The 26,176-nt window shown below is 71.0% G+C and carries 29 protein-coding genes; 14 read left to right on the forward strand and 15 right to left on the reverse strand.

Features of this window, described 5'->3' with window-relative positions:
* The 3 genes from ON36_RS18225 to mqo form a co-directional block, all read right to left on the reverse strand.
* Positions 1-1,171: magnesium chelatase ATPase subunit I (locus tag ON36_RS18225; protein WP_245558127.1), on the reverse strand; the 1,171-nt coding region annotated here is incomplete at its 3' end.
* Between the two features lie 102 nt (positions 1,172-1,273).
* Positions 1,274-1,723 (reverse strand): GNAT family N-acetyltransferase, encoded by a 450-nt coding sequence (locus ON36_RS18230; RefSeq protein ID WP_043654811.1) that lies wholly within the window; start codon positions 1,721-1,723, stop codon positions 1,274-1,276.
* A 12-nt stretch (positions 1,724-1,735) separates the two neighbouring features.
* A complete protein-coding gene (gene mqo, locus ON36_RS18235) occupies positions 1,736-3,211 on the reverse strand; it encodes a malate dehydrogenase (quinone) (protein ID WP_052314102.1) in 1,476 nt (491 codons plus the stop codon).
* Positions 3,212-3,495: 284 nt separating this feature from the next.
* On the opposite strand from mqo, the gene ON36_RS18240 reads away from it, so the two are divergent.
* Positions 3,496-4,536: an alpha/beta hydrolase gene (locus ON36_RS18240; protein ID WP_373281809.1), complete on the forward strand. Its 1,041-nt coding sequence runs from the start codon at positions 3,496-3,498 to the stop codon at positions 4,534-4,536.
* A 10-nt stretch (positions 4,537-4,546) separates the two neighbouring features.
* Here ON36_RS18240 and ON36_RS18245 read toward each other — a convergent pair whose 3' ends face one another.
* Positions 4,547-5,089 carry a beta/alpha barrel domain-containing protein gene (locus ON36_RS18245; RefSeq protein WP_043654818.1) on the reverse strand — a complete coding sequence of 181 codons (543 nt, stop codon included), beginning with the start codon at positions 5,087-5,089 and terminating at the stop codon, positions 4,547-4,549.
* 274 nt (positions 5,090-5,363) lie between these two features.
* Here ON36_RS18245 and ON36_RS18250 point away from each other — a divergent pair, with 274 nt between their 5' ends.
* Entirely contained in the window at positions 5,364-5,786 is a 423-nt protein-coding gene (locus ON36_RS18250) for a hypothetical protein (RefSeq protein ID WP_043654821.1), read from the forward strand.
* A 214-nt stretch (positions 5,787-6,000) separates the two neighbouring features.
* Positions 6,001-6,570, forward strand: a complete 570-nt coding sequence (locus ON36_RS18255) for a DUF3558 domain-containing protein (RefSeq protein WP_157224933.1) — start codon at positions 6,001-6,003, stop codon at positions 6,568-6,570.
* Positions 6,571-6,698: 128 nt separating this feature from the next.
* Here the strand turns inward: ON36_RS18255 and ON36_RS18260 are convergent, their stop codons facing one another.
* Complete coding sequence (locus ON36_RS18260) at positions 6,699-7,433, reverse strand: ATP-binding cassette domain-containing protein (RefSeq protein WP_043654831.1); 735 nt, start codon at positions 7,431-7,433, stop codon at positions 6,699-6,701.
* Positions 7,434-7,791: 358 nt separating this feature from the next.
* Here ON36_RS18260 and ON36_RS18265 point away from each other — a divergent pair, with 358 nt between their 5' ends.
* The 8 genes from ON36_RS18265 to ON36_RS18300 all read left to right on the forward strand — a co-directional run bounded on the left by ON36_RS18265 (position 7,792) and on the right by ON36_RS18300 (position 13,636).
* Entirely contained in the window at positions 7,792-8,349 is a 558-nt protein-coding gene (locus ON36_RS18265; protein ID WP_043654834.1) for a DUF3558 domain-containing protein, read from the forward strand.
* 28 nt (positions 8,350-8,377) lie between these two features.
* Positions 8,378-8,770 carry a hypothetical protein gene (locus ON36_RS34880; RefSeq protein WP_157224934.1) on the forward strand — a complete coding sequence of 131 codons (393 nt, stop codon included), beginning with the start codon at positions 8,378-8,380 and terminating at the stop codon, positions 8,768-8,770.
* A gap of 420 nt (positions 8,771-9,190) precedes the next feature.
* Positions 9,191-9,745: a DUF3558 domain-containing protein gene (locus ON36_RS34885; protein WP_043654842.1), complete on the forward strand. Its 555-nt coding sequence runs from the start codon at positions 9,191-9,193 to the stop codon at positions 9,743-9,745.
* Positions 9,746-9,777: 32 nt separating this feature from the next.
* Positions 9,778-10,170, forward strand: a complete 393-nt coding sequence (locus tag ON36_RS32840) for a hypothetical protein (RefSeq protein WP_157224935.1) — start codon at positions 9,778-9,780, stop codon at positions 10,168-10,170.
* Between the two features lie 355 nt (positions 10,171-10,525).
* The gene (locus ON36_RS18285) at positions 10,526-11,080 is read left to right on the forward strand and encodes a DUF3558 domain-containing protein (RefSeq protein WP_043654845.1); all 555 of its coding nucleotides are present in this window, start codon (positions 10,526-10,528) and stop codon (positions 11,078-11,080) included.
* A 53-nt stretch (positions 11,081-11,133) separates the two neighbouring features.
* Complete coding sequence (locus ON36_RS18290) at positions 11,134-11,508, forward strand: hypothetical protein (protein ID WP_169334712.1); 375 nt, start codon at positions 11,134-11,136, stop codon at positions 11,506-11,508.
* A gap of 14 nt (positions 11,509-11,522) precedes the next feature.
* Complete coding sequence (locus ON36_RS32845; RefSeq protein ID WP_052314104.1) at positions 11,523-12,878, forward strand: PPE domain-containing protein; 1,356 nt, start codon at positions 11,523-11,525, stop codon at positions 12,876-12,878.
* Positions 12,875-13,636 carry an ESX secretion-associated protein EspG gene (locus ON36_RS18300; RefSeq protein WP_043654851.1) on the forward strand — a complete coding sequence of 254 codons (762 nt, stop codon included), beginning with the start codon at positions 12,875-12,877 and terminating at the stop codon, positions 13,634-13,636. Before ON36_RS32845 ends, ON36_RS18300 begins: the two co-directional genes overlap by 4 nt.
* Positions 13,637-13,712: 76 nt before the next feature.
* On the opposite strand, the gene ON36_RS18305 is transcribed toward ON36_RS18300, so the two are convergent.
* The 3 genes from ON36_RS18305 to map all read right to left on the reverse strand — a co-directional run bounded on the left by ON36_RS18305 (position 13,713) and on the right by map (position 16,685).
* On the reverse strand, positions 13,713-14,225 hold the full coding sequence (locus ON36_RS18305; protein ID WP_043654853.1) for a hypothetical protein: 513 nt from the start codon (positions 14,223-14,225) through the stop codon (positions 13,713-13,715).
* Positions 14,222-15,745: a cobyric acid synthase gene (locus ON36_RS18310; protein ID WP_085999643.1), complete on the reverse strand. Its 1,524-nt coding sequence runs from the start codon at positions 15,743-15,745 to the stop codon at positions 14,222-14,224. The genes ON36_RS18305 and ON36_RS18310 overlap by 4 nt, the downstream gene beginning before the upstream one ends.
* A gap of 76 nt (positions 15,746-15,821) precedes the next feature.
* The gene (gene map / locus ON36_RS18315) at positions 15,822-16,685 is read right to left on the reverse strand and encodes a type I methionyl aminopeptidase (RefSeq protein ID WP_043654857.1); all 864 of its coding nucleotides are present in this window, start codon (positions 16,683-16,685) and stop codon (positions 15,822-15,824) included.
* 120 nt (positions 16,686-16,805) lie between these two features.
* On the opposite strand from map, the gene ON36_RS18320 reads away from it, so the two are divergent.
* The 3 genes from ON36_RS18320 (at position 16,806) to ON36_RS18330 (ending at position 19,516) form a co-directional block, all read left to right on the forward strand.
* On the forward strand, positions 16,806-17,816 hold the full coding sequence (locus tag ON36_RS18320; RefSeq protein WP_043654860.1) for an LLM class flavin-dependent oxidoreductase: 1,011 nt from the start codon (positions 16,806-16,808) through the stop codon (positions 17,814-17,816).
* 14 nt (positions 17,817-17,830) lie between these two features.
* Positions 17,831-18,682 (forward strand): helix-turn-helix transcriptional regulator, encoded by an 852-nt coding sequence (locus tag ON36_RS18325; protein WP_043654925.1) that lies wholly within the window; start codon positions 17,831-17,833, stop codon positions 18,680-18,682.
* Between the two features lie 69 nt (positions 18,683-18,751).
* A complete protein-coding gene (locus tag ON36_RS18330; protein WP_043654862.1) occupies positions 18,752-19,516 on the forward strand; it encodes an SDR family NAD(P)-dependent oxidoreductase in 765 nt (254 codons plus the stop codon).
* A gap of 84 nt (positions 19,517-19,600) precedes the next feature.
* Here the strand turns inward: ON36_RS18330 and ON36_RS18335 are convergent, their stop codons facing one another.
* From ON36_RS18335 to ON36_RS18365, 7 genes are all read right to left on the reverse strand, one after another.
* Positions 19,601-20,209 carry a DUF4126 domain-containing protein gene (locus ON36_RS18335; protein ID WP_043654865.1) on the reverse strand — a complete coding sequence of 203 codons (609 nt, stop codon included), beginning with the start codon at positions 20,207-20,209 and terminating at the stop codon, positions 19,601-19,603.
* A 38-nt stretch (positions 20,210-20,247) separates the two neighbouring features.
* Entirely contained in the window at positions 20,248-21,045 is a 798-nt protein-coding gene (locus ON36_RS18340; RefSeq protein ID WP_043654868.1) for an ABC transporter permease, read from the reverse strand.
* A 3-nt stretch (positions 21,046-21,048) separates the two neighbouring features.
* Entirely contained in the window at positions 21,049-21,894 is an 846-nt protein-coding gene (locus ON36_RS18345) for a 2-aminoethylphosphonate ABC transporter permease subunit (RefSeq protein WP_052314108.1), read from the reverse strand.
* Positions 21,895-21,932: 38 nt separating this feature from the next.
* Positions 21,933-23,099 carry an ABC transporter ATP-binding protein gene (locus tag ON36_RS18350; RefSeq protein ID WP_052314105.1) on the reverse strand — a complete coding sequence of 389 codons (1,167 nt, stop codon included), beginning with the start codon at positions 23,097-23,099 and terminating at the stop codon, positions 21,933-21,935.
* A 28-nt stretch (positions 23,100-23,127) separates the two neighbouring features.
* Positions 23,128-24,183: a 2-aminoethylphosphonate ABC transporter substrate-binding protein gene (locus ON36_RS18355; RefSeq protein WP_169334713.1), complete on the reverse strand. Its 1,056-nt coding sequence runs from the start codon at positions 24,181-24,183 to the stop codon at positions 23,128-23,130.
* A gap of 72 nt (positions 24,184-24,255) precedes the next feature.
* On the reverse strand, positions 24,256-24,957 hold the full coding sequence (locus ON36_RS18360) for a phosphonatase-like hydrolase (RefSeq protein WP_281004870.1): 702 nt from the start codon (positions 24,955-24,957) through the stop codon (positions 24,256-24,258).
* Positions 24,954-26,081 (reverse strand): TIGR03364 family FAD-dependent oxidoreductase, encoded by a 1,128-nt coding sequence (locus ON36_RS18365; protein ID WP_043654874.1) that lies wholly within the window; start codon positions 26,079-26,081, stop codon positions 24,954-24,956. Before ON36_RS18365 ends, ON36_RS18360 begins: the two co-directional genes overlap by 4 nt.
* Between the last annotated feature and the right edge of the window lie 95 nt (positions 26,082-26,176).

Raw genomic sequence — 26,176 nt, forward strand, 5'->3', positions numbered from 1 at the left:
CGTCGTCCGCGTCGTCCGAGCCGGGGGCAGCGGGGGCGGTGCCGGGGGGCGGGCCGCCGTCCGGTCCCGGGCCGCCGTCCCGTGGTCGGCCGCCCCCGCCGGGGCCGTCGCCGTCGGGATCGTCGTCCGGCTCCCCCTCACCGTGCGAGGACTCGAGCTCGTCGGCCGCGGCGGACCGGTCGACCTCGTCGGCCGCCCGGTCCATGGCCTCGTCGAGCTGCTCCTCGGTGATACCGGGCTCGTCGAACGGATCCCGTCGCCGCCGGTGCGGCAGCGCCAGCTCGGCGGCCACCCGGACGTCCTCGGCGGTCACCCGGTCGGCGCCGCGCCAGGCGGCGTGCGCGGTCGCGGTGCGGGCGACCACCAGGTCGGCGCGCATCCCGTCCACGTCGAAGCTCGCGCACAGCGCCGCGATGCGCCGCAGCTCGCGGTCGTCGAGCGCGACCCGCTCCAGGCGGCCGCGCGCGGTCAGGATGCGTTCGGCGACACGGCGATCGGCGTCGGCGTAGGCGGCCGCGAACCCGGCGGGATCGGCCTCGAAGTCCAGGCGCCTGCGCACGACCGCCATCCGGGTGTCCACCTCGCGCGAGGCGACGACGTCGACGGTGAGGCCGAAGCGGTCGAGCAGCTGCGGACGCAGTTCGCCCTCTTCGGGATTCATCGTGCCGACGAGAACGAACCGGGCCGGGTGGGTGTGCGAGACCCCGTCGCGTTCGACGTGCACGCGGCCCATGGCGGCCGCGTCGAGCAGCACGTCGACCAGGTGGTCGTGCAGCAGGTTCACCTCGTCGACGTAGAGCACGCCGTGGTGGGCGGCCGCCAGCAGGCCGGGGCGGAACGCCTGTTCGCCGTCGCGCAGCACCCGTTCCAGGTCGATCGAGCCGACGACCCGGTCCTCGGTGGCGCCGACGGGAAGCTCGACGAGCCGCGCAGGCCGGGCTCCGGTCTCGTCCACCACCGGGGGCAGCAGGTGCGCCAGGGCGCGCACCACCGTCGACTTGGCCGTGCCCTTCTCCCCGCGCACCAGCACGCCGCCGATGCCCGGGTGCACGGCCGACAGGATCAGCGCCAGCTGCAGCCGTTCCTGACCGACGATCGCGGAGAACGGGAAACCCGGCTCCGCGCGCAGGGCGGGGTCGAGCTGGGCGGTGGATTTCGCTGAACCGGGCACGCTCCGAGCTTAGGCACGCCGCGTCGCCCTCGGGTGGCCGCCCCGCCCCGGGCGCGACGGCGACGGCCCCCGGAACGGGTTCCGGGGGCCGTCGGGTCCGGCTCAGTTCTTGCGCATCGGGACGTGCGGGATGCCGTCCTCCACGTATTCGTCGCCGTCCTGGACGAAACCGTGCTTGGCGTAGAGCTCGACCAGGTACTTCTGGGCGTTGAGCCGCACCACCGACGAGCCGGTCTCAGCCAGCGCGGCCTGCAGCAGCCGCGTGGTGTAACCGTGCCCGCGCGCGGGCACGGCGGTGCACAGCCGGCCGATCCGGAAGCTCTTCACCCCGTCGGTGTGCTCCTCGAGGAGCCGCAGGGTCGCGATGACCTCCCCCTCGTCGTCGAGCCACAGGTGCCGGGTCTCCGGCAGCAGGTCACGCCCGTCCAGCTCGGGGTAGGCGCATTTCTGCTCGACGACGAACACTTCGACGCGAAGCTTCAACAGCTGGTACAGGGTGGCGGTGTCCAGATCCGCCGCCCAGGACCTCTTGATTGCGACCGTTGACATCATCGCGTCTTGCTATCACACTCCGGCGAGACTCGCGATACCGTCGCGCTGCGGCGTGTTGCCGCCGCCGGTGAGCTTGAGCGAGGTGTTGGTCCAGTCCCGCACCTCGGCGAGCAGCGCCTGGTCCTCGGACAGCTTCACGCCCAGCGAGGGGATGAGCTCCTTGAGCTGCGGGGTCCAGTCGGCGTACTCGCGCGGGAAGCAGCGCTGCAGCACGTCGAGCATGGCGGTCACGCAGGTCGAGGCGCCCGGCGAGGCGCCGAGCAGGCCGGCGATGGTGCCGTCGCCGGCGGAGATCACGGCGGTGCCGAACTCGAGCACGCCGCCCGCGCCCTTGCGGCGGATGACCTGGACGCGCTGGCCCGCGGTGATGAGCTCCCAGTCGCGGCCCTCGGCGCGCGGCATGAACTCCTCGAGGGTGGCGACCTTGCCGTTCTGCGACTTGAGCAGCTCGGTGACCAGGTACTTGGTCAGGCCCAGCTCGGTCAGGCCGACACCGACCAGCGAACCGATGTTGTTCGGCTTGATCGACTTGAACAGGTCGGCGTTGGAGCCGTCCTTGAGGAACTTCGGGGTCCAGCCGGCGTACGGGCCGAACAGCAGGCCCTCCTTGCCGTTGATGACGCGGGTGTCCAGGTGCGGCACCGACATCGGCGGGGCGCCGACGGCGGCCTTGCCGTAGACCTTGGCGTCGTGCTGGGCGATGAGCTCGGGGTTGGTGCAGCGCAGGAACTGGCCCGACACCGGGAAGCCGCCGAAGCCCTTGGCCTCCTTGATGCCCGACTTCTGCAGCAGGGGCAGCGCGCCGCCGCCCGCGCCGACGAAGACGAACTTCGCGTTCAGCGTGCGGGTCTTGTGGGTGCGCTCGTTACGGACGGTGACGTTCCACGAGCCGTCCTTCTGCTTGCTCAGGTTGCGCACGTCGTGGCCGAAGGCGATCTCGCCGCCGCTGTAGCCGATGTAGGCCAGCAGCTGCTTGGTCAGCGCGCCGAAGTCGATGTCGGTGCCGCCGTCGGTCCAGTTCAGCGCGATCGGGTCGGAGAAGTCGCGGCCCTTGGCCATCAGCGGAAGGCGCTCGGCGAAGACGGCCGGGTCGTCGATGTACTCCATGCCGCGGAACAGGGGGTGCGGCGCCAGCGCCTCGTACCGCTTGCGCAGGTACTCGACGTTGTCGGCGCCGTGCACGAAGCTGACGTGCGGGATGGGGTTGATGAAGCCCGAGGGGTCGCCGAGGATGCCGCGGTCGACCGCCGAGGCCCAGAATTGCCGCGAGACCTGGAAGCGCTCGTTGATGTCGACGGCCTTGCCGATGTCGACGGAGCCGTCGGCGTTCTGCGGGCTGTAGTTCAGCTCGCACAGCGCCGAGTGACCGGTGCCCGCGTTGTTCCACGGGTCGCTGCTCTCCGCGGCGGCGGCGTCGAGCCGCTCGAACACCGAGATCGACCATTCGGGCTGCAGCTGCCGCAGCAGCGCGCCCAGCGTGGCACTCATGATGCCGGCACCGATGAGTACTACATCGGTCTTTTCAGTCTTGGCAGCGTTCGGCACGAGTAGATCGACTTCCTTGTCCTTCGTCGCGGGCCCTTCCCTGGGGGGTGGAGCCGTGCGGCGCTGTTGGTGTGGAGCGAATGCTGTGAATCGCCGTGGGTAGGTTACCCGTCGTTCACCTGATGCCAATTGTGCACCTCAGCGGACCGCGAGCGTGCAACCGACCTGCCGAATGTGACGAATGCCAACACTGCACGTCACGGCGACCTCGGGCTAGATTGGGCAGTGTGACCAACGAAACGTCGCTCGGCTCCGACTCGCCCACCCGGACCGACGAACTGTGGCAACTCGATGTCCTCGGCGCGGACTACCAGCAGCGCACGCTGTCGTTCGGCCCCGATCCCGACGGTGAGGGCGAGGCGGTCGCCACGCTCGTGCGTCATCTCCCCGAGGGCAGCGCGCCCGCCACCGCGCCCGCCGTCCTCTACGTCCACGGCTTCACCGACTACTTCTTCCAGGAGCACCTGGCCGAGCACTTCGCGGCGCGCGGCCACCGCTTCTACGCGCTCGACCTGCGCAAGTGCGGCCGCTCCCGCCGCGAGGGACAGACACCGCACTACGTCAGCGATCTCGCGCTCTACGACGCCGAACTGAACGAGTCGCTGCGCATCATCCGCGAGGAGACCGGCACCGACGTGCTGATCGTGGCCCACTCCACCGGCGGCCTCGTCGTGGCCCTGTGGCTGGACCGGCTGCGCGCGGTGCGCGGCGCGGACGCGACGGGCGTGTCCGGCGTGGTCCTCAACAGCCCGTGGTTCGATCTGCAGGGCCCGGCCTACTACCGCAGCGTCGGCACGCCGATCATCAACGCCGTCGGCAAGCTGCGCGCCTTCGCCGAGCTGCCCGGCGCCGGCGTAAGCACCGCCTACGGCGACAGCCTGCACCACTCCAAGGCGGGCGAATGGGACTACAACCTCGACTGGAAGCCGCTGGCCGGCGAGGCCGTGCGCCTCGGCTGGCTGCGCGCCATCCGCCGCGGCCACGCCCAGCTGCACCGCGGCCTCGACATCGGCGCGCCCGCGCTCATCCTGCGCTCGCGGATCACCAAGTTCGCCCGCGAGCACAGCCCGGCCGTCGACGTGGCCGACGCCGTGCTCGACGTGACCCAGATCCAGCGCTGGGCGGGCTGCCTGGGCGACCGCACGAACATCGTCCCGATCGACGGCGCCCGCCACGACGTGTTCCTGTCCTCGGAGGCCGTGCGCGCCACCGCGTTCGAGGAGATGGACAGCTGGCTGGACTGGCTGGCCGGCTACGTGAAGCGCTGAGTCAGCCGAGTCACCAGAGGCTGGTGCGCAGCACGATCTCGGTGGCCAGTTCGGCGTCGGCGTCGGCGGCGATGTCGTCGACGTCGACCGGCACCACCCGGAACTCGCCGTAGACGTAGCGACCGGAGGCGTCCGCGGTCGCGCGCGGCGTCCGGTTGCTCACCAGCATGGTGACCGGCAGTTCCATCGGGGCCACGGCGGCGCCGTCGACCGCCGGATGTCCGGCGTCGGCCACGACCAGGCTCATGAACCGCCCGAACGGCCCCGCGCACAGCCGCCACGCCAGCGCCGCGCCCGCGCCGCGCCCGGCGACGTTGACGTAGGGCACGCCGACCTCGTCGAGGATCGCGTGCACGTCGGCCGGTTCCAGGCCGTCGACCGACTCGACGACCACCGTCCGCAGGTCGGAGTTGTGCAGGCGCTCACACACCTTGTCGAAGACGTCGGCAGGGTCGCCGGAGTCCGGGAACAACAGCACACTGTGCCGCGAGTCGGGGCCGTCGACCCGCACCGTGAAGACCCGTTCACCGACCGTGATCTGCCGCGATTTCATGTCGTCGTACCGTACACGTTCCGCCTGAGAGCGGCAGCGCGTTACGTCAGCTTCCGCCGGTCTGTTTCCGCCCGTGTACTGGGGTTTCACACCCGGGCACCCCCCGATTGCGGGAACTCTCACACGGTGTGGTGCACCACGCGGGAGGAGACCGCCCACACACCGGCGAGCCCGCTCCCGGTCGCGGGCCGGATCCGGCAAATCCACCGGGGTGGCGGTCGTTTCGTCCGTACCATGGCGCACGGACCGATTCGCGGGGACGAAGGGGGCACGGATGACGTCGGTACTGCGCCGGATGGCCTTCGGGGTCCTCGCTCTCCTCTTCGGCGCCGGCGCCGTCTTCGGCGCCGTGCAGCCCGTCAACGCCGTCGCCTATCTGCTGGGGCTCGGCGACGAGGTCACCGTGCGGATCGAGGAGGGGTCGATCGGCTCCATCGGCACCGGCAGCCGGGCCGGAGTCGGGCGGATCCTCGAGGACGGGCGCGAGGTGCGCCTGGCCGACGTCCACGCGGGCGAGATCGTGAGCGCGCGTACGGTTCTCATCGACATCGGCTCGATCAACCACGCCTATCACACCCCCGCGGCCGCGGCGACGGACTTCCTGTGGCTCATCGGCATGCTGATCCTCGGCGGCCCGGCCCTGCTGTTCGCCCTCGCCGCGTTCCCGGGGTTCGGCGACCGCGTCCGCGACGCGTAGCCCGCTCCGGACCGTAAGCCCGGTATACCGGAAACCCGCACCGGTCGGCCCGCGCGCCGACCGGCCCTTTCGCCGTAATTTCTGCTGGTACACCTGGGGCGCAGGGTGCCCGAGGGCCAGGAGATCCATGATGGATCATCCACAGCGAGGATCTCATTGTTCTGCAACGCACGGCGAGCTTTGTTACGGTGAGCCGACTTTCGAGGTATGGGGAATGGCAATGCGTGTAATCGGCATCATGGCGATCGTCGGTGCTGCGGCGGTGCTGGCGGGCTGCTCGGGCAGCGCCGAGGGTGGCACGGGCCCGGTGGAGGCACCACCGACCGTCCGCAACACCCCGGCCGCGACCATGCAGCTGTTCGACCCGTGCACCGTCTCCGATCGCATCCTCGCCGCCGCGGGCGCCGACCCCGCCACCAAGGACACCAACCCCTTCGGCGCCTCCAAGATCGGCTTCATCACCTGCCGGTGGTCCACCGACGCCGCGGGCTCCAACCCCGGCCACTTCCTGCAGATCGCGTCGACCTCGCACACCCTCGACGACATCCGCCGCAACGACAACTACCGCGACTTCCGCACGATCGCCTTCGACAACCGCACCGCCCTCCAGTTCTCGGTCGGCACCAGCACCCCCTCGATCGAATGCGGCGTCGCCTTCGACAGCGGCCAGGGCACCGTCGCGGTGACCGCGGGCCGCTTCTCCGACAGCAAGGTCACCAACGACCTGTGCACCATCGCCGCCGCGGCCGCCTCCACCCTCTCCGAGGCCATCCCCCGCCCGTAGCCGTCACGTGGCGCGTGCGCCGCCTTCCGGTCCCGCGACGCCGATCGTGAGCTCGGCGAAATACCGGCCGCATACCGCGCGCTGCACCGAGCAGCGGCCGCCGCCGGCAGCCGCGCCGGGACACGGTGTCACATCGCCGCTCCGAGCAGCAGGCGCACCATGGGTTGCGTCGATTCGGCCAGTTCGCCGGGTGTCCCCGCCGCGATCACCGCCCCGGCGTGCACGATCACCAGCCGATCCGCGAACCCCTCGGTGACCAGCATGCGGATCTCGTTGCTGACCACCAGCACCGCCGCGCCCGCGTCGGCGTAGTCGCGCAATGCCGTCCACACCTCGTGGGCGGTCCAGGGGTCCAGGGAGTTCGTGGGCCCGTCGGCGATCAGGATCAGGGGCGCGGGCAGCAACGCGGCGGCGAGGGCGGCCCGCTGGATCTGCCCGCCGGAATGTTGCGCGGGAAGCAGATCCCTCGCGTACCCGGGGTAACTCGCCGCGGCACAGGCCCGTTCGACCGTCCACGCGCGATGCCGCCGCTCCACCCGCCGCAGCTGCGCCCCCACCGTGTCCCCCGGCTCGAACGCGGTGACGCCGTCCTGCGGCACGAACCCGACCACGCTCCCCCACAGCCGCGGCCACCGCCGCCCCTCGACCACTTCGCCGTTCACCCGCACCTGCCCGCACACCTCGGCCGCCGCCGGCAGCCGCCCGGCGAGCGCCGCCGCCAGCATCGACTTACCCGCGCCCGGCCCACCGAGCACGGCGGTGACCTGCCCGGCGGGCACCACGAGATCCACTCCCGACAGCAGCACCCCACTCCACCGGCCGGTATCGACCCGCACCGTGAGCCCCCGCAGTTCGGCATTCACCGAGGCAGCCCCTCCCGCCGATTCACACGGATTCCGAAACGCCCGCGCACGTTTCGGCCACTGTATCCACGATCGCCGAGCGGGGACAGCCGCGTGAGTTGCTCTCGGAGATCAGCTCCTGCCTCATCCGCGTGTCACCGCTCCGGCCGCGCGCGGCCGGCCCAGGACGGCACCCGGAAATCGAGGGAACCCGGCTGGTGAGTCGTGCGTCCAATTCATCGAGAACGTTGCGTCAAGGGACGCGCCGCGAAGCGGATTGTGTGACATCTTCGCAGGTAGAAGCGGTTTCGGCAGATGGGGTGGCGATTGCGGTCTCTGCTATCGTGAGCCGGAGTCGAGGAGAGGGCCGGGGGTATCCATGCGGGTGATCGGTGTCGTTGCCGGGCTGTGCGCGGTGGCGCTCGCTGTGGTGGGTTGTGGGGAGACCGTCTCCGGGTCCGGACAACCGACGACCAGTGCTGCCGGGGCACCACTGTCCAGGGAGCAGTTGTTCGATCCGTGCACGCTGCCGGACAGTGTGATCGCGGCGACCGGTGTGGATCCGAGTTGGCGTGAGTCGCACCCGTTCGGCGTCGACCGGGAGCAGTTCAAGGGATGCCAGTGGGAAGCCAAGGGGTCCGATGGGCGATGGGGCCACTTCATCACAGTGGGGTCGACAACACACACCCTCGATGACTTCCGAGCCAACAGCTACTACCGCAATTTCCGTGCAGTCAAGGTCGGAGATCGCGACGCCATCCAATTCAACCTCGGTACGGCCGAGCCTCCGAGCGAGTGTGAAATCGCGTTTTCGACCACCTCGCAAGGCGTGATATTCGTGACCGCCAGCAAGTACATCGACAGCAAGACATCGACTGATCCCTGCAAGTTCGCCGCGATCGCCGCGGAACAGGTCGCTCCTTCGGTACCCCGGTGATCGCGGCCGGGTTGAGAGAGCTGATTCGATGACGACACCGACCGAGATGACGAAAGAGTTCCAACGTCTGGCGGGGGAAGCGTCCGCAGGACGATTGATAATCGAGTACGACGCCGCTGAGCGTTGTGCACGATGGTGCGACGACTACGTCACGGACCTGCGCCGACTCGTAGCGAGGACGCAGAACCTGGTGAGCGTCGACTCCTTCGGAAAACTGACCTCGGCGATCGCGCTGGGGAAGAAGTTCAACGATCTGGCACTCGGCGGCGCGGGTACCGGTTCGTATGCCGATGCCGCCACCAAGCACATAGAGGTCATCGAAGCCATGGCCGACATGTACCGCAAGGCCGGCGCCGCCTATCAGGCCTGCGACGAACAGACCCAGGCGGCCATCAAAGCCAAGACGAACAATCTCGGGTGACGCACGCGCTGGACGCCGCCCGCCGATCCTCTACCCCCGATGATGAGCGCTGGGGAAGACCGAGATGCATACACCTGTCGCCGACGCTGCCCCATACACCGCGTGCTGCACTGGGCGGTCCCTCACCAGCAGACCACATACCTGCTGAATCTCAGACCTGTCCCCTCGGTCGCCCGGTCGGCGGCCGCGGCAAGGTGCAGTGCGGCACCGCCGGGCCACAACGATGCGGAAGCCACTGCCGAAATGGGAACCGGATCGGGGTCAGGCGCGTCCAATCCATCGAGACGTCGTGGGGAAAGGACGCGCCTGATGAGGGGACGAACTCATGTTTGCGCAGGTGGGCGCGGTTTCGGCCGAGTCGGCGGCCCCCGATGTCTCTGCTATCGTGACCCGGAGTCGAGTCGAAGGTCGGGGGTACCCATGCGGGTGATCGGTGTCGTCGCCGGGGTGTGCGCGGTGACGCTCACCGTCGCGGGATGCGGGGAGACCGTCACGGGGTCCGGGGCGCCGACGACCAGCGCAGCGGGGACACCACTGTCCAAGGAGCAGCTGTTCGATCCGTGCACACTGCCAGACAGTGTGATCGCCGCGACCGGTGCGGACCCGGCCACCAAGGACACGAACCCACTGGGTCGGGAACCGTCGAGGTTCCGTGCCTGCAAGTGGATGGCCGAGAACTCGGATGGCCGTTCGGGCCACTTCATGATGGTGAGTTCGACCACCTACACCCTCGAGGACTATCGGGCGAACTCACTCTTCCACGACTTCGTTGATGTCCAGATCGGTGGCCGTGCAGGTCTGCGATCGTACGTCGGCAACGAAAACCCGCCGGTTGAATGCGATATCGCCTTCAACACCTCGAGGGGGATCGTCTCCGTTTCCACCGACAAGTTCGTCGACAGCAAGACGACTACCGATCCCTGCGTTTTCGCGACGAAGGCCGCCGAGCAGGTGGTCTCGAGCCTGCCGAAGTAGGGCAGGGCCCAGCTGACAACCAGGGAGCGACGATGACGAATCCAGCCACCATGGTCCAGGAACTCCAGCGCCTGGCCGGCGAAGCCTCGGCCGGCCGCCTCATCATCGAGTTCGACGCCGCCGAGCGGTGTGCGAGATGGTGCGACGACTACGCTCGTGAACTGCGCATCCTCTCGACGAGAAGCCGAGGACTGGTGCGTAGAGACTCCTTCGGCAATCTCACCTCGGCCAAGGCGCTGGCCCAGAAGTTCTCCGATCTGGCCGACGGCGGCGCGAATTCCGGGTCCTACTCCGAAGCCGCACGCCAACACATCGAGGTCATCGAAGCCATGGCCGACATGCACCGCAAGGCAGGCGCCGCCTATCAGGCCTGCGACGAACAGACCCAGGCGGCCATCAAAGCCAAGACGAACAATCTCGGCTGACGCACGGAGGAGATGGCGCCGGCCGTCCATATACAGCGTGCTGCACTGGACGGTGCCTGATCGGCACACCAGCTTCCACTGAACCAGAGACCCGTCCCCTCGATTGCCCGGTCGGCGGCCGCGCGCAAGGTGCAGTGCGGCACCGCCGGGCCACAACGATGCGGAAGCCACTGCCGAAATGGGAACCGGATCGGGGTCAGGCGCGTCCTATCCATCGAGACGTTGTGGGGAAAGGACGCGCCTGATGAGGGGACGAACTCATGTTTGCGCAGGTGGGCGCGGTTTCGGCCGAGTCGGCGGCCCCCGATGTCTCTGCTATCGTGACCCGGAGTCGAGTCGAAGGTCGGGGGTACCCATGCGGGTGATCGGTGTCGTGGCCGGGGTGTGCGCGGTGGCGCTCGCCGTCGTGGGATGTGGGGAGACCGTCACGGGGTCCGGGGCGCCGACGACCAGCGCAGCGGGGGTACCACTGTCCAAGGAGCAGTTGTTCGATCCGTGCACGCTGCCAGACAGTGTGATTGCCGCGACCGGTGCGGATCCGGCGACCAAGGACACGAAGCCCTTCGGCCGCGATCGCGAGAGGTTCGTCGGCTGCAAGTGGCGTGCGGACAAGTCGGATGAGCGATGGGGCCACTACATGCTGGTCAGCGCCACCTCGTACACCATGGCCGACTATAGGGCCAACGGCCTCTTCCACGACTTCAAGGACGTGCAGATCCGCGGACGTAGAGCGGTTCAGTCGTACGTCGGCACAGAGAACCCTCCGGTGGAATGCGATATCGCGTTCGAGTCGACAAAGGGCGTGATCTCTGTATCGACCGACAAATTCGTCGACAGCAAGACCAGCACCGACCCGTGCACCTTCGCCACACGCGCCGCCGAGCAGATCGCCGCCAGCCTCCCGGAGTAGTGCGGCCGAGCGGAAATCCATAGGAGGTAGCGTCCGTGACAAATCCTGCCACGATGGTCCAAGAACTACAGCGCCTTGCGGGAGAAGCCGCAGCGGGTCGGTTGATCATCGAGTTCGATGCCGCAGAGCGGTGCGCCAAGTGGTGCGATGACTACGCTGGGCAGCTTCGTGACCTGTCGACGAGAAGCCGTGGTCTGGTCCGCGCTGACGCATTCGGGAATCTCGCCTCGGCCAAGGCACTCGGCAAGAAGTTCTCCGATCTGGCCGACGGCGGCGCGAATTCCGGGTCCTACTCCGAAGCCGCACGCCAACACATCGAGGTCATCGAAGCCATGGCCGACATGTACCGCAAGGCAGGCGCCGCCTATCAGGCCTGCGACGAGCAGACCCAGGCGGCAATCAAGGCCAAGACGAACAATCTGGGCTGACGCACGGGGGAAAGATGAGCGACTCATACGATTACACGCTGTCGGCACTCGGCTACCTCGGTGGCCGGGTGACCGACCTGTTCACCTCCGGGATCAGCCCGACCACACCGGAGAAGAACGCCCAGACCGATGGCAACAATGCCCGGAACCGGCTCTACGCGGAGAACGCCACCCTCGGACAGGGCTTCTCCGGTGAGTACACCGCGCCGGTGCTGGTCGACGGTGTCATCGAGAACTTCGTCGGAGTTCCCCATGCCAAGATCATGGAGTTCATCGATTCGATCAAGCTCACCGAGATGAGCAACAGCGTGCAGTCCTGGAAAGACCTGGCGACGGACACCACCACCAAAGCCACTGCGTTCCACGACAATATCGCCAAGGAGATGCAGCGGGGCTGGTCGGGTTCGGCGGCCGACAGCGCGCTGGCGAGCGTGAAGAGCTACCTGGGTGATGTGCACAAGGTCGACCAGGCCGCCTCGCTCATCGCGAACAAGATGGAAGAGGCATACACCGGGTTCCAGCAGGTGTACTACCAGGTGCCCCAGCCTTCGGAGGGCCGGTCGGGCGGAATTCTGGCGAGCGGCGTGAACATTGTCGCCAACTCGGTACTGCCGGGGGCGGGCGGCGTGACCGGCTGGTTCATCTCCGGCACCGACGAACGCCGCGCACAGAACGCCGAGAACAAGGCCAACGAGATCATGCAGACGGTCTACCGGCCGGTGGCCTTGCAGGCCGACACCAAAGTGCCCAAGGTGCCCTTGCCGGTGACGCCGCAGGCGAAGCCGAACGGCGAGATCCCGGACAACGACGGCGACGGCAACGGCAACGGGTCCGGCAACCCCAACGGGACCACGCCCAACGGCACCAACCCCAACACCAATCCGGCGTCGACCACCGAGAATCCGGCCACGACCACGGAGAACCCGGACGACACCACCACGGACGACAACGACGACGACACGAGCACCAATCCGTCGTCGACGACCCCGCAGTCGACCACACCGGAGACCACGAACCCGACGACGCCGAACGGCACCAACCCGGCGGGGACCAATCCGGCGGGGACCAACCCGACCGGATCCGGCGGGCCGGGTTCGGGTAGCCCCGGAAGCGGCACCCCCGGGGCCGGGAAGAGCATTCCCGGTACGGGACAGCAGAATCCGACGGCGGCGGGTGCGGGCACCACCGCGGCGGCCGGGACCGCGCGTTCGGGGATGAGCGGCATGGGTGGTATGGGTGCGCCCGGCCGGGGTGGCGGCAAGGAGGACGAGTCGGAGCACAACGCGCCCGACTGGCTGCGCCGGGTCTACGAGGAACTGCTCGGTCCGGACGAGAAGCACGTGCCACCGGTGATCGGCGGGGATGCATGAGCGGTACCTGGGAGTTGACCCAGTTCGAGTTCTGGGTCGTCTGGGAGACGCTGGGCCGCGACCGGATGCCGTTTCCGCTGCAGTTCCGGTCGGGGGCCGCCTCGCAGGCCGAGTTCGACGAGTCGTGCCGCACGGCGGCGAACTCGATGATCGACCGCATGCGGCACGAGGAAGCGCTCTTCCACGCCCTGCACGCGCTGGCGCATCCGGAGGTGCGGGTGGAGATGTTCGGGTACCGGCGCGACGGACGGGACCGGATGGTGCGGGCCTGCGCGACGATCGAAGCGGGCAACGGCGCGGTGGCGGCGCAGATTCCGGGTGCGGAGTTCCGCGAGGGCGCCAACATCATGGTGTCCCTGCGGCCCGCGCAGACGGTGGTCCGGCAGCTGCTCGGTGTGCTGCCGGACGTGCGGCCTGGCGCGGAGCCCGCGGTCGACATCCATCGCTCGGAGTTCGACCAGCCGGTGGACCGCGGATCCATGCACCGGTCGGCCGGTGAGCGGGCGACCCGGCTGATCAAGCGACCGTTCCGCACCTACGCCGAGGTCCGGGTCGACCACGGCGCGGCACTGGACGGCTCGACCGACCGGGGCACCCAGATCACCGTCATCGACTACGTCGACGACGGCCGCTACCTGATCCGCGAAGGCGAGCGGATCGAGGCGATGCCGATCGATACGGGTCGGCTGTGCACGGAGATCGACGGCATGATCGCGCGGGCGCGGGACTCGGCACGCGAATCGGCCTGGCGGTACTGACAGCCGGTCCGGGCACCGGATCGGTCCGCGGCTCATCCCCTCGGCGCCGAAGAGGCCGGTGCCGGACAGGGAACCGTCAGTCGTCGGCCAGGACGATCAGCGTCACTTCGCCCGGGCCCGGCCCGATCGCGACCAGTTCGTGGAATTCGGTGTGGATCCAGCCGTAGTCGTGGCGGGCGTGAGCGCCCGGATCCTCCAGGACGTGGATCGTGTCGGCCCGGTGGAGGATCCGGTACACGGTGGTGTCGATCTCGGCCGCCAGACCGGGCGGGATCGGGCCGTGCAGGTGCAGCCACCGGTCCACGATCGCGTCCGCCGTCGCCGTGTCCACGGTGGCGAAGGCCGCGGGAGTGATCGCGGCGAGGTGATACGGGCCGTGGACCCTCCCCGCCGGATCCACGCCGCCGCCGACGTAGTCGTCGCGGTAGTCGGTCGCGGCGAGGAGGCCGACCAGGAGCTGATCGGCGGGACCATCGGGGAAGACGAAGGCGCGCAGGTCGATCCAGCGGTAACCGTGCGCGCTGTCGGCGCCGAAGAGATGGTCGCGAAAGTTCAGAAAGGTCGTGGCGCGGAGCCGTCCGGCCGTCACAGGGCGGTCCGGATCACGGGCAGATCCGGGGTGGCGCCGTCGCGGATGAGGTCTCGCAGGGCGCCGAGGTCGACGTGGGCTTCGATGAGGTCGGCCAGCAGATCGAGCTGGGCGGTGCGGACGTCGGCGACGGAGGTGTCCGGGGCGCAGGCGAATCCGGTGCGGCCCGCGTGGGCGGCCACCTCGGCGAGCCAGGCGCGGCGGAAGACGTCGTTCTCCAGGAGCCCGTGCAGGTGGGTGCCCCAGACCCCGCCCCGGGCCGCGCCCTCGGGCGCGCCGTCCACGGTGAGCCAGGGCGACTCGGCCGTGCGGGTGACGCGGCCGTGGTGGATCTCGTAGCCGGCGACGGGGATTCGGCCGTGGGTGCCGGTGGACCGGCGGGCGATCTTCGGGTCGGCGAAGGTGATGTCGAGGTCGAGGATGCCGAGGCCCTCGGTGGATCCGTCGCCGGATTCGATGTCGTCGTCGATGCGGGTGCCGAGCATCTGGTAGCCGCCGCAGATGCCGAGCACGGGACGGCCGGAGGCCGCACGGGCGCGCAGGGCGTCGCCGAGGCCGTTGGCGCGCAACCAGTTCAGGTCCGAGACGGTGGCCTTGCTGCCGGGGACGACGACCAGGTCGGCGCCGGTGAGCTGGTCGGGGCGGTCGGCCCAGCGCACGGCGACGCCGGGTTCGCAGGCCAGCGCCTCGATGTCGGTGGAGTTGGAGACGCGCGGCAGGCGGACGGCGGCGACGCTCAGCCAGTCCCGGCCGTGCGGCGGGGCGGGACGGCCCACCGGGGCGCCCGCGACGGTGCCGAGGGAGTCCTCGGCGTCGAGCCACAGGTCGGGGGCGAACGGGAGCACGCCGAGGGTGGGGCGGCCGGACAGGGCCTCCAGCTGTTCCAGGCCGGGCCGGAGCAGGTCGACGTCGCCGCGGAACTTGTTGACCAGGAAGCCCGAGACGAGTCGCTGGTCCTCGGGTTCCAGGACGGCGACGGTGCCGAAGAGATGCGCGAGGACGCCGCCGCGATCGATGTCGCCGACGACGAGCACGGGCAGATCCGCCGCGCGGGCCAGACCCATGTTCGCCAGATCGGTGGCGCGCAGGTTGATCTCGGCGGGGGAACCGGCGCCCTCGCAGATCACGACGTCGAATTCGGCGCGCAGCGCGGCGAGTTCGTCGGCGACGACCTCGCGCAGACGCTGCCGGTGTTCGAAATAGTCGCGGGCGCCGACGGTTCCGACGGCCTTGCCGCGCACCACGAGCTGGGAGCGGCGGTCGCTGCCGGGTTTGAGCAGCACCGGGTTGAACCGGACGCTGGGTTCGAGCCCGCACGCCCGGGCCTGGAGCGCCTGCGCGCGACCGATCTCGCCGCCGTCGGGGGTCACGACGGAGTTGTTGGACATGTTCTGCGCCTTGAACGGCGCGACCCGCACCCCGCGCCGGGCCAGCAGCCGGCAGAGGCCGGCCACCACCACGCTCTTGCCCGCGTCGGAGGTGGTGCCGGCGATCAGCAGGGCGCCGCGCACGCCCCTCATGTCCATGCCGCGCCCGCGCGCTCGTCGAACGGCGGCGCCGACGGCTCCGCGCCGGGCGACTCGACCCGCGCCCCGCTCACGGCAGGGTCAGGACCTCGGCGCCGGTGTCGGTCACGACCAGGGTGTGCTCGAACTGCGCGGTCCACTTGCGGTCCTTGGTGACCACGGTCCAGCCGTCGTCCCAGATGTCGTAGTCGATGCCGCCGAGGTTGATCATCGGTTCGATGGTGAAGGTCATGCCGGGCTCGATGACCGACTCGATGCTGGGCTGGTCGTAGTGCAGGATGACCAGGCCGCTGTGGAAGGTGGGGCCGACGCCGTGGCCGGTGAAGTCGCGAACCACGCCGTAGCCGAAGCGGTTGGCGTAGGACTCGATGACGCGGCCGATGACGTTGAGCGCGCGCCCGGGCTTGACGGCCTTGATGGCGCGGTTGGTGGCCTCTTCGGTCCGTTCCACGAGCAGGCGCACCTCCTCGTCGACGTCGCCGGCGAGGAAGGTCCGGTTGGTGTCGCCGTGCACGCCGTGGATGTAGGCGGTGACGTCGATGTTGACGATGTCGCCGTCCTGGATCACGGTGGAGTCGGGGATGCCGTGGCAGATCACCTCGTTGAGGGAGGTGCAGCACGACTTCGGGAAGCCCTTGTAGCCCAGGGTCGAGGGGTAGGCGCCGTGATCGCACATGTACTCGTGGGCGATGCGGTCCAGTTCGTCGGTGGTCACGCCGGGCGCCACCGCCTTACCCGCCTCCTCGAGCGCCCGCGCCGCGATCCGGCCCGCGATGCGCATCTTCTCGATGGTCTCGGCGGTCTGCACCCAGGGCTCGCTGCCCTCGTTGGCGGTCTTCTTCCAGACGTACTCCGGGCGTTCGATGGAACGGGGCACGTCGCGAATCGGCGACTGGACGCCGGGCACGAGCGGCTGACGGGTACTGACAGACATTTCACCAGACTAATGGGCGTGCCGTCGCGCGCCCACCCGGCGCCCACCCGCACACCGGAATGTTTTCGGACCACGGTCCGTTTAAGCTGACCAGCAACGCCGACCGGAAACGGAGCAGCCATGGAACTGGGACTCACCACCTTCGCCGAGCGCTACGCGGTCGGCGACCGGCCCGCGCCGACGGCCGCCGAACGGTTGCGTCAGGTGGTCGACGAGGCGGTCGCGACCGAGGCCGCCGGCCTCGACGTCTACGGCGTCGGCGAGCACCACCGGGTCGATTTCGCGGCCTCGGCGCCCGCCGTCGTCCTGGCCGCCGCGGCCGCGCGCACCGAACGCATCCAGCTGACGAGCGCGGTGACGGTGCTGAGCTCCGCCGACCCGGTCCGGGTCTACCAGGAATTCGCGACCCTGGACGGCCTCTCGAACGGGCGCGCCGAGCTGATGGCCGGGCGCGGCTCGTTCACCGAGTCGTTCCCGCTGTTCGGCTACGACCTCGCCGACTACGACGCCCTGTTCGAGGAGAAGCTCGCGCTGCTGCTGCACCTGCGCGAGGAGGAACCCGTCACCTGGTCGGGCCGGTTCCGGGCGCCGCTGCGCGAGGCCGTGGTCTACCCGCGCACCGACGGCAGGCCGCTGCCGGTCTGGATCGCGGTCGGCGGCAGCCCGGAGTCGGTGGTCCGGGCGGGTCTGCTCGGCCTGCCGCTCGCGCTGGCGATCATCGGCGGCCAGCCCGCCCGGTTCCGGCCCCTGGTCGACCTCTACCACCGGGCCCTCGAACAGGGCGGGCACGAACCACAGCCGGTCGCGGTCCACGCCCACGGCTACGTCGCCGACACCGACGACCGGGCGGTGGCCGACTTCTACGCCCCCTACGCGCGGGCCATGTCCGTGATCGGGCGGGAACGCGGCTGGGGACCGATGACACGCGACCAGTTCGACGCCCTCCGCTCCCCGGGCGGCTCGTTGTTCGTCGGCTCCCCCGACCGCGTCGCGGAGAAGATCGCCGACGTGCGCGACACCCTCGGCCTCGACCGATTCATGCTGCACACCAGCGTCGGCACCCTGCCGCCCGAGCAGGTGCTGCACAGCATCGAGCTGCTCGGGTCGAAGGTGGCGCCGCAGGTGCGCTGACTACCGTGGACGGTATGACGAGTGCGGCTTCGGTGGCGCGCCGGGCACAGCTCAAGGAATTCCTGCGGACCCGGCGGGCCCGGATCGGCCCGGCCGAGGTGGGGCTGCCCGCGGCCGGGAACCGGCGGACGCCGGGACTGCGGCGCGAGGAACTGGCGATGCTCGCCGGGGTCGGGGTGTCCTGGTACACGTGGCTCGAGCAGGGGCGTGACATCACCGTCTCCGGCGACGTGCTCGACGCGGTGGCCCGGGTGCTGCGGCTCGACGACGCCGAGCGGGCGCACCTGTACGTGCTGGCCGGGCTGAATCCGCCCGCGGTGGTCGGCTCCTCGGGGGCGGAGGTCGGCCCGGAGATCCGGGGGATCGTGGACGGCTGGGAGCGCGGTCCCGCGATCGTGCGGGACCGGTACTGGAACATCCTGGCGTTCAACGAACTCGCGGGCGCGGTCTTCGGCTGTGTGCCGGGCAGGCCGCACAACTGCCTGGTGACCTTCTTCACCAGTCCGCGCTATCGGGGGCTGCCCGCGCTGTGGGCCGACGCCGCGCCCGGGGTCGTCGCGGCCTATCGGGCCGACGCGGCGCGGGCGGCCGGGGACGGGGAGTTCCAGCGGGTCGCCGCCGAACTCGCGAGCCGTGACCCCGACTTCGCGCGGCTGTGGCAACGTCACGACGTGGGTGTGCCCGCGCAGGCGATCAACGCCCTGCGGCACCCGGACGCCGGAGAACTGTACTTCGACGCCACCACCCTGATCATCGCCGATCAGCCGGACCGCTCGCTGGTGCTCTACAACCCACGCCCGGACACCGGGACCGCCGAACGCCTGGCCGCCCTGCGGGCCTCCTCGCTCGCGAGCCGCACCGCGTGAGGGTGGTGGTGGCACACCCCTGTTCACCACGCACTGGCGGCGCGCCCCGCGCCGGGCGAGGCTCGACCCATGACGCACAACGGTTTCCGATTCGAGGGTAAGACGGCGCTGATCACCGGCGGGAGCAGCGGGATGGGCCTGGCGACCGCGCGCAGGCTGATCGACGAGGGCGCGCGGGTCGTCGTGACCGGACGGGATCGGACCCGGCTCGACGCGGCGGTCGCCTCGCTCGGCGCGGCGGCGCACGGGGTCGCGGGCGACGGCGGCGACCTCGCCGACGTCGACGCGCTGATCGCCGAGGTCCGCGCGCGGTTCGGGCACCTCGACGTGCTGTTCGCCAACGCGGGCATCGGGTCGTTCCAGCCGGTCGCCGAGGTGACCGAGGACCTGTTCGCCCGGGTCGTCGACAGCAACCTCAAGGCCGCGTTCTTCACCATCCAGCGGGCGCTGCCGATCCTGCGCGAGCACGGCGCGATCGTCGTCAACGCGTCCTTCGGCCTGCACCGCGGCGTGCCGGGCTCGGCGCTGTACGCAGCGAGCAAGGCCGCGGTGCACAACCTCACCCGTTCCCTCGCCGCGGAACTCGCGCCCCGCCGGATCCGGGTGAACTCCGTCAGCCCTGGCTACATCGACACCCCGGCCTTCCGCGCGGAACTCTCCGCCGCCGCCCGGGCCGGTGCGGCGGGATCGACGCCCGCGGGCCGGGTCGGCACCGCCGACGACGTCGCCGCCGCGGTCGCGTTCCTCGCCTCCTCGGACGCCGCCTACGTCAACGGTCACGACCTGCGGGTGGACGGCGGCCTGACGGCGGTCGACACCGGCGCGCTGCTCTGATCCCCCACGCGCCGACCGGATCCCGGCGCTCGCCCGCGCCGCGCGAGCACGCCGGGCTCGTCGCGGCGGGCCGGGGCGGGCCGCTCACACCGGCGACGCCGCTCCCCCACCGGCGCGTGCCGCGCGGCGTTCCCTGCGGCGCCGCCGGTAGCGCCTGATCCGCGACCAGGACGCGTAGACGATCCACAACCCGACGGCCAGCACGATCGCGGCGATCACGGCCGCGAGGATCGGGAAGAAGACGGCGAGGGTGACCACGCCCGCCACGCCGAGGTCCTCGGCGGTGCTGACCACGACGTTGGTGACCGGTTCCGGCGAGGTGTTGATCGCCATGCGGGTGCCCGCCTTGACGACGTGGCTGGCCAGCGCGGTGGTGCCGCCGACCGCGGCGGCGAACAGGGTGGGCAGGGAATCGTCCTGGCCGGCGATGAGCGCGGCGACGACGGCGCCCGACGCGGGACGCACGACGGTGTGGAAGGAATCCCAGAACGAATCCAGGTAGGGGATCTTGTCGGCGACCGCCTCCACGAGGAACAGCGCGGCCGCCGCGACCAGCACGTCGGTGCGTTGGAGGCCCGGCGGGACGTCGGCGGCCCAGCCGATGCGGCCGAACAGGCCGAGCAGGAACACCACCGCGTAGGCGTTGATCCCGCTGGCCCAGCCCGCGGTGAAGATCAGGGGTAGTACGGACACGGATTCATCGTATGGCCGCCGGGTGACTGCGGGCCCGATCAGCGCAGGGCGGCCCGCCCGCGCAGCCGGCCGAGCACGACGAGGGCGAGCAGCGTCACCGCGACCAGCACCGTCGTCCCGGCCGCGGCGTCGAAGATCTCGCCGCGGTCGGTCTGGGCGAAGATGCTCACCGGCAGCGTCTTCCAGGTGGCCGGGTAGACCATGATGGTCGCGCCGAGCTCGCCCATCGACAGCGCGATCGCCAGCCCCGCCGCGGCCCCCAGGGCGGGCAGCAGCAGCGGCAGCGTCACCTGGCACAGCACCCGGACCGGTCCGGCGCCGAGCGATTCGGCGGCCTGCCGGTAGGCGGGGTCGAGGCGGTCCAGCGCCGCGGACACGGCGCTGAACGCGTACGCCAGGACGAGCACGGTGTGGGCGAGGACGACGATCCACGTGGTGCCGCCCAGCAGCAGCGGCCGCTGGTTGAAGGCGATGAGCACGCCGAGGCCGATCGCCACCGACGGCACCGCGACCGGCAGGTGGAACACGGCGTCGGTGCCTCGGCGCACCCACGACGGCGCCTCGCGGGCGGCCAGCGCGGCCCAGGTCCCCAGCACCAGCGCGACCGCGCCCGCCAGCAACGCGGTCTGCAGGCTGACCGACAGGCTCGCCAGCTGCTCTCCCGAGAGCGCGGCGGCGAGGTGGCCGGTGCCCAGGTCCGAGGGCAGCGGCCCGGTCCAGCGGCCCGCCAGCGCGGCGAGGACGACGGTGGCCAGCGGCGCGACGAACACGACGAGCACGACGAGCGCGAACACGGCGATCAGCACAGCCCTGCCGCGGCGGGTCCAGACGAGCACGGTTCAGGCCCCCTTCCGGTGGGTGACGCGGGCGAAGATCAGGCGATAGCCGAGGTACAGGGTCAGCGACAGCGCCACCTGCACGGTGGCCAGGACGGCCGCGCCGGGCAGGTCGAAGGTGACGATGCCGCGGGTGTAGATCAGCGCGGGCAGCGTGATGACGCCCTTCGCGCCGGTGAACAGGACGATGCCGAACTCGTTGAGGGTCAGCAGCAGGACGAGGCTGCCGCCCGCGGCCAGCGCGGGCCACGCCTCGGGCAACACGATCTGCCGCAGCACGCGCCAGGGCGAGGCGCCGAGCGCGGCCGCCACGTCGAGCTGTTCGCGCGGCAGCTGCGCGAAGGAGGCCAGCAGCGGCCGGACGACGAACGGGGTGAAGAAGGTGACCTCGGCCAGCACCACCCCGAGCGGGGTGGTGAGGAAATCCAGCGCGGGGGTTGGGCTCCCGGTGATCCGGGCGATCAGCGCGTTGACCGCGCCCGCGGTGCCGTAGAGGAAGGTGAAGGCGAGCGTGATCAGGAAGGACGGCAGCGTCAGCACCGTGTCGATCAGCCTGCCGACCACTGCGGATCCGGGGAACGGGACGAAGGCGAGCACGACCGCCAGGAAGGTGCCGAGCACCAGGCAGCCGAGCGTGGAGCAGGCCGCGATGGACACGGTGCGCCAGAGCGCGTCGCGGAACTGCGGCGACCCGACCACCGATGTCCACACCGACAGGCCGCGGCCGGTGGGCGTGACGGTGGACTCGGTCAGCACCCGCAGGATCGGGTAGCCCGCGATCAGCGCGACGACGGTCACCGGCGGCAGCGTCCACCACACGGCGGCCCGCACCCGGCGCGGGCGCGGCACGGAGACCCGGGCGGGCGGCGGGGTCGTGACGGCGGTGTTCACGAGCGCTCCACCGCCGCGGGGATCAGCACGCCCGCCGGGTCGGCGAAGCGGAGGCCGACCCGGGCGCCGGGCGCGTGGGTGTGCCGCCCCGGGACGTCGGCGGCGATCTCGGTGTCGAGGCCGGGGAGCGCGACCGAGACGCGCGTGGTCGCGCCGCGCCACACGCTCGACACCACGGTGCCCGCGATCGACTCGGCGGCGCCGGCCGCGCCGAGCCGGACGGTGTGCGGACGCACGCAGAGCAGGGCCGCGCTGTCCGGCGCCCAATCACCCTGACCCACCCCGGGTTCGGGCGCGTGCGCGCGCAGGGTGGCGGTGCCCGCAGTGACCAGCGCGCTGCCGCCTGCGACCCGGTTGACCGTGCAGAGCACCAGGTTCGCCCCGCCGAGGAAGGCGGCGGTGAACCCGGAAGGCGGGCGCTGCCACAGGTTCTCGGCGGTGTCGATGTCGACCAGGCGGGCATCGCGCATCACCGCGATGCGGTCGGCCAGCGCCAGCGCCTCTGATTGATCGTGGGTCACGTACATCATGGCGGTGCCGGGCAGCGCGGTGCGCAGGTCGCGCAGCTCGCCGAGCATCGACTGCCGCAGCTGCGCGTCGAGGGCGGCCAGGGGCTCGTCGAGCAGCAGCACCTTCGGCCGGATGGCCAGGGCGCGGGCGATCGCGACCCGCTGCTGCTGGCCGCCGGAGAGCTCGCGGGGCAGCCGGTCGGCATACCCCGCCATGCCGACCATCTCCAGCACCTCCGCCACGCGCGGGGCGATCTCGGCGCGGCGGACCCGCTGCGCCCGCAGGCCGAAGGCCACGTTGCCGCGCACGGTCATGTGCGGGAACAGCGCGTAGGACTGGACGACCACGCCGATCCCGCGCCGCGCGGGCGGCAGATCGGTGACGTCGCGGCCTGCCAGCCGCACCGTGCCCGTGGTCGGCCGGACGAAACCGGCCAGCGCCTTGAGCGCGGTGGACTTGCCCGAACCGCTCGGCCCGAGGAGCGCGACGGTCTCCCCGGCCGCGACGCGCAGTGAGAAGTCGCGCAGGGCGACCGCCGCGGCGCGACCGCGCCCGTAGCTGACCCCGACCCGGTCGAACACGATGGCGGGTTCGGCCGTCGAGTCGGTGGCCGTCGTGGCGGATCGGGTCCGGATTCCGTGTCCGTCGTTCATCGTTCGCGCTCCTCGTGGCCCGCGCCGCTCAGCTGCCGGTGGCCTTCTGGTACGCGGCCAGGTCCGCGTCCAGCTCGCTCAGGACCTTGGTCCAGTCCACGGGCAGTACCTCGACGCCCCGCAGCACCGTGGTCGGGCCCGCGGTCTCCCCGGCGCGCAGTTCCGCGCGGGCGGGAACGGCGAAGGCCTCCGGGCCCAGCTTCGCCTGCGCCTCCGCGCCGAGCAGGTAGGTCATCAGCCGGGTGGCGGCGTCCTTGTGCGGGGCGCCCTTGGCCAGGCCCATCACGTACGGGACGGCGACGGTGGAGCGCTTGCCGTCCGCGCCCGCGGGGAAGAACACCGAGAACGTCGATCCCTTCTCCCGCACCGTGGTCAGGTTCATCTGGACGTCGCCGTTGGCCACCAGCAGCTCGCCCTTGTCGACCTTGGCCTGCAGCTTGCCGGTCGAGGAGGACGGGCCGACGTTGTTGGCCTGCAGCCTGCCCAGGTAGTCCAGCGCGCCCTGCTTGCCGAGCAGCTGCTGCAGCAGGATCAGCACGGCGGTGCCGTCGCCCGCCTGGCCGGGGGTCGAATACTGCAGCTTGCCCTTGTATTCCGGCTTCAGCAGGTCGTCCCAGGTCAGCGCGCTCGCGTCGACCGACCCGTTGGCGATGAAGCACAGGTAGTTGTTGGCCAGGGTCACGTAGGTGCCGTCGGGGTCCTTGTCCGCGGCGGGCACGGCCGAGGTGTCGATCCCGCTGGGCTGCAGCAGGCCCGCGGCCTCGGCCTTCTGGATGAACGGCGGCAGGGTGACCACGAGGTCGGCCTGCGGGTTGGACTGCTCCTTGTCCACCCGGTTGACCACCTCCCCGGACCCGGCCTCGACCAGGTCGACCGCGATGCCGGTCTGCGCGGTGAACTCGGCGAAGCGGTTCTTGTACCAGCCGCCGACGCCGTCGGCGGAGTACACGGTGACGGTGTCGCCGCCGGAGGAACCGGTGCCGGTGCCGCCGCAGCCCGCGGTCAGCGCGGCCGCGGTGGTTGCCGCGAGCAGCAGCACGGCGAGTCGGGTCGGGCGGCGGCGCGTGAGGGGAGGAATACGCACGGTGACAGCAACTTTCGCTCTGGTTCGAGGGGAGGTCGGAGGGACGGGAACCGGCGGCGGGACGCGCCGGGGTCAGGGGCGCGGGCCGAGGACCAGCGCGGGGAAGTCGGCGACCGAGTCGACGACATGGGTGGCGCCCGCGGCGCGCAGCTGCTCGGCGGTGTGCGCGCCGGTGCGGGTGCCCGCGACGATGCCCGCGCCCGCGGCGAGGCCGGTGCCGATGTCGCTGGTGGTGTCGCCGAGGACCGCGACGCGGTCGACCGCGTCGACGCCGAGGCGCAGCACGGCGGTGAGCACCAGGTCCGGGTAGGGGCGGCCGCGGCCGGCCTGCGCGGGGGCGAGGGTGAGGTCGGCCAGGTCGGTCCAGCCGAGCGCGGCGAGCAGGCGGTCCTGGGTGCTCCGGCTGAACCCGGTGGTCAGGGCGACCTTGACACCCGCCTCGCGCAGGGTGCCGATCGCCGCGGCCGCGCCGGGGATCGGCGCGACGCCGCCCGCGTCGACCAGGTCGGAGTAGGCGGCCTCGAAGGCGCGGTTGGCGGCCGCGGCGCGGTCCTCATCCCCGAGCAGGGCACGGAAGACCACGATCTTGGACTGCCCCATGGTGTCGAGCACGTACCGCCGCGCGGCCTCGCGTTCGGGCCCCGCGGCGGGGATGCCCGCGCTGGTGGCGGCGGCGTCGAAGGCGCGCAGCACCAGCCCGTCGTCGGCGACGGTGGTACCCGCCATGTCGAGCACGGCGAGCTGGATGGTGTTCTCCGGCACGGTGTTCCTCACAGATCGAGTAGGTCGGCGGTGTCGGCGCCGATGGCGGGTCCCAGCGTCATGCCGCGGCCGCCGGGACCGGTGACGACCCAGACGTGGTCGGCGGCACGGACCCGGGTGCACACGGCGCCGGGGTCGACGCTCTGGCTGTAGACGCCCGCCCACCGGCGCACCACGCGGGGCAGCGGACGGCCGAGGAACGCCTCGGTCACCTCGGTGAGGTGTTCGTAGGGCGCCTCGTCGACGTCGAAGCCGAACGGTTCGGTGTACTCGTGGGTGTCGCCGATGGTGAGGCCGCCGTGCAGGCGCTGCACGCACAGCAGCTGCATCCGGTGTTCGGCGGCGGTCGCGGTCTGCGACTGGGTGGCGGCCAGCGCGTCGAGGGCGGGGCCTGCGAACCCGGGGTAGTAGCGGAAGCTGTCGCCGTCGGCGATCGCGGTGGTGAGCGGCTCGCCCAGCGGCTCGGTCTGCATCATCTGCAGGCGCACGCGCCGCACCGGCAGGTCGCCGGCCAGTTCGCGGGTCAGGCCGGAATGGGCGGCCCCCGGGCAGTGGACGACCACGTCGGCCTCGAAGCGCCGGCCGTGGTCGTCGAGCACGACCGCGCCCGAGCCGGTGTCGGTGACGGCCCGGGCCTCGACGCCCTCGTGGAACGTGTAGCGGCCGGTGCCGGTGAGGTAGGCGCGCAGCGCGGGCAGCGCTCGGCGGGACTCGACCGCGGCGTCGGTGGCGCAGTGCAGCCCGGCCAGGAAGTCCCCGCGCAGTGCGGGATTCACTCGCCGCACCTGCTCCGGGTCGAGCAGGGTGAAGCCACGCTCGGCCGCGGTGGGGCCCGCCGCGGCGGCCTCGGCGACCGCGAGCTCGGCGGCGGTGCGCGCCAGCGTGATCGAGCCGGCGGGACGGAACCCGACCCCGCTGACCCGCCCGCCGATCTCCTCCCACAGCTCCCGCGACCGCAGGGCGATCGCGAGTTCGCCGGGGGCACGGCCCGAGACCCACACCAGCCCGAAGTTGCGGACGGTCGCGCCGCGCGCCTCCCGCTCCCGTTCCAGGTGCACGACCTCGTGACCGCGGGTGACCGCGGCCCAGGCGTGGGCGGTGCCGAGGATCCCGCCGCCGATGATGACCAATCGCATGCGACCATCCTGACGAATGGTCTAGACCGATGGGTGTGGCCCGCGCGAACAGCGGGTTAACAATTGGTATAGACCAATTCGGGTAGGCTGGGACC

The sequence above is a fragment of the Nocardia thailandica NBRC 100428 genome (genome assembly GCF_000308795.1).
GTDB lineage: Bacteria > Actinomycetota > Actinomycetes > Mycobacteriales > Mycobacteriaceae > Nocardia > Nocardia thailandica.